Raw genomic sequence first — 2,449 nt, forward strand, 5'->3', positions numbered from 1 at the left:
TGTCTGCCGATAATTCGGCAATGCACGCTGCTGCGACTCAACCGGTCGGGCGTCTACTATCGGTCTGTGCCACAGAGTGAGGCCAATCTGGAGTTGATGCGGCTGATCGACGCCCAGTTCCTGGAAACGCCATATTATGGCTCGCGGCAGATGACATGGCATCTGCGCCGCCTGGGACATGAAGTGGGGCGCAAACGCGTCCGCCGGCTCATGGCGATCATGGGCCTGCGGGCGATCTATCAGAAGCCACGCACGAGTGTGCCCCATCCGGAGCATCGGAAATATCCATATCTACTGCGGGATCTGGTCATTGATCGACCTAACCAGGTCTGGTGTTCCGATATCACATATATTCCCATGAAACGGGGATTTCTCNTATCTCGTGGCGATCATGGACTGGTTCACGCGCAAGGTCCTGTCCTGGCGTCTGTCGAACACGATGGACGNCGGAGTTCTGTATTGAGGCACTCCGGGATGCGCTGATGCGCTACGGCACCCCGGAGCTTTTCAACACGGACCAGGGCTCACAATTCACGACGCCCCGTTTTACCGGTATCCTGGAAGAACGTCAGATCCGCATTAGCATGGACGGGCGTGGGCGCTGGCTGGACAACGTGTTCATCGAGCGTCTGTGGCGGTCGTTGAAATACGAATGTGTCTACCTGCACGCATTTGAGACCGGATCAGAACTTCGAGTGGGGCTCACGAAATGGATCACCCATTATAACGGGCAACGTCCCCATACGGCCCTGGCTGGACGAACGCCTGATGAGGCGTATCATGGCGCGCCGACACCATCTGGTCCGGGGTTAACCCCGGACCAGATGGCCAACAGCAACGCCGTCAGNNTGGCGGCATAACAACAACCNNNNAGGTATAGCTTATTCAAACCTAAAAACTGTCCGAACAGACGGGACCACCTCTCTCCTAGGCGCTTGGATTACAGAACTAAACAAGCGCCGCACAGATGCAGAGAATAAGGCAGAAAGAGAGGCCGACGCTATCGCCGCGCTTGCGCCAGAGTTGCAACGCACGATCGAACGGACTCAGTACATCCTCGACCGCGCGGTGGTCAATTTCACCTGTGAATCGTCGATCAACGGCTTGACGACCAACGACCTGAAGGGTGATTTCCGTCCTTACATGCCGTCGCTTTATCCGAGCGCGCCTCAGGTGCGCGATCTCCCCGGCGATAAGGCCATCGCCCTTATTCGCTACTATGACTCGCTGAATGAGATCTCCCAGCATGTCGATGACTGGTGGGAGCGGGAGGGCCAGCTTGCCGTCAATATCTTCAACATGCTTATGCACGTCGTAGAAAAAAGTCTTCGGTTGGGTCTGGTATGTATCCGCGAGTTTGACCTTGAGACGCGCTGTCCGCCGCCTTATGAATCTTGGGGCATACTAACGTCGCGGATCGAACGGTCACTCGACGGCGCGGCTAATGCGCGTCAGCGGCATTTAGATAGGGCTGAAAAGCACCGCCTGGACCCAGTGAAATCTAAAGAGCCGACAGCCTACCGGAAATATTAAAAATGGTCAGAGCGCAAATAAATTTTGAATATTTTTAGAATTTTATACGTCATTTCTGGCCGTCATCCCAACAGATTTACTATTTGGTTATTGTTGGATCTGCGCCGTAGAGAACAAACGGCGATAATGGGACGTGAAGCTCTGGTCTGTTGGATTGAGAGTGGTAACGTCTCAAGGGGTGGCAGACCTCTGACCTGATACACTATGGGTAATAGTGTAACAGGCCGGGCATGAAACTGGCCGGTCGGTCCCGTGTCAGCGGCGGTTTTCCTGTCCGGGGCGGGTGATATGTGTTACACTTTTCGGGAAATCATGCCCAGACCTGCCCCGAAGGCCCCTGTCCGGCCGCCTCGCCAGTTGCCGCTGTTCCCCGAAACGGCGGCGCTGGTGCGCGTGGATCCGGCCGCCAACTGCTGGCGCTTCTACCATCTGTCACTGCAGCCCGACCTGTTCGGCGGCACCGCCCTGGTGCGGCAGTGGGGGCGGATCGGAACGGTCGGCCGGCAGATCTGCGAGCTGCATGACGATGTCGGGCAGGCGCTCGACGCCCTCGCCCGTCAGCTTCGGGCCAAGCGCCGGCGGGGTTACCGCGACAGGACGGCCGGATGAGCGGCACCCGAAAACCGGGACAGCGGGCGACCCCGGCAGGCGCCCCTGGCGGGATGCAGCTGTTCGACCGCGACGGGAGCCGCAAATACCTCACGGTTGCCGAGCGGGCGCGCTTCCTGCGCGCGGCCGAGCAGGCGCCGCGCGAGGCCCGCACGCTGTGCATGACCCTGGCCTGGTCGGGCTGTCGCCTGTCCGAGGCCCTCGCCCTGACGGCGGACCGGGTGGACCTCGCCGGCGGCGTGCTGGTGTTCGCTACGCTCAAGAAGCGCCAGGACGGGATCTATCGCGCCGTGCCGGTGCCCCCCTC

At 59.3% G+C, this 2,449-nt stretch carries 2 protein-coding genes and 2 pseudogenes; all 4 read left to right on the plus strand.

What is annotated here, in order from left to right; translation table 11 throughout:
* Nucleotides 1-860 (plus strand): annotated as a pseudogene (locus NJLHNGOC_RS14915) (IS3 family transposase); the annotation flags it as partial.
* Between the two features lie 163 nt (nucleotides 861-1,023).
* A complete protein-coding gene (locus NJLHNGOC_RS14920) occupies nucleotides 1,024-1,533 on the plus strand; it encodes a hypothetical protein (protein WP_113597060.1) in 510 nt (169 codons plus the stop codon).
* Nucleotides 1,534-1,845: 312 nt separating this feature from the next.
* Nucleotides 1,846-2,142 carry a WGR domain-containing protein gene (locus tag NJLHNGOC_RS14925; RefSeq protein ID WP_110570148.1) on the plus strand — a complete coding sequence of 99 codons (297 nt, stop codon included), beginning with the start codon at nucleotides 1,846-1,848 and terminating at the stop codon, nucleotides 2,140-2,142.
* Nucleotides 2,139-2,449: pseudogene (locus NJLHNGOC_RS16480) on the plus strand (site-specific integrase); the annotation flags it as partial. The gene NJLHNGOC_RS14925 and the pseudogene NJLHNGOC_RS16480, both read left to right, overlap by 4 nt.

It is taken from the genome of Novacetimonas cocois, from assembly GCF_003311635.1.
Classification (GTDB): Bacteria; Pseudomonadota; Alphaproteobacteria; order Acetobacterales; family Acetobacteraceae; genus Novacetimonas; species Novacetimonas cocois.

Excerpts from the sequence above, each read along its gene's own strand:
- NJLHNGOC_RS14925 (WP_110570148.1), top strand. The coding sequence starts at position 1,846 with ATGCCCAGACCTGCCCCGAAGGCCCCTGTCCGGCCGCCTCGCCAGTTG.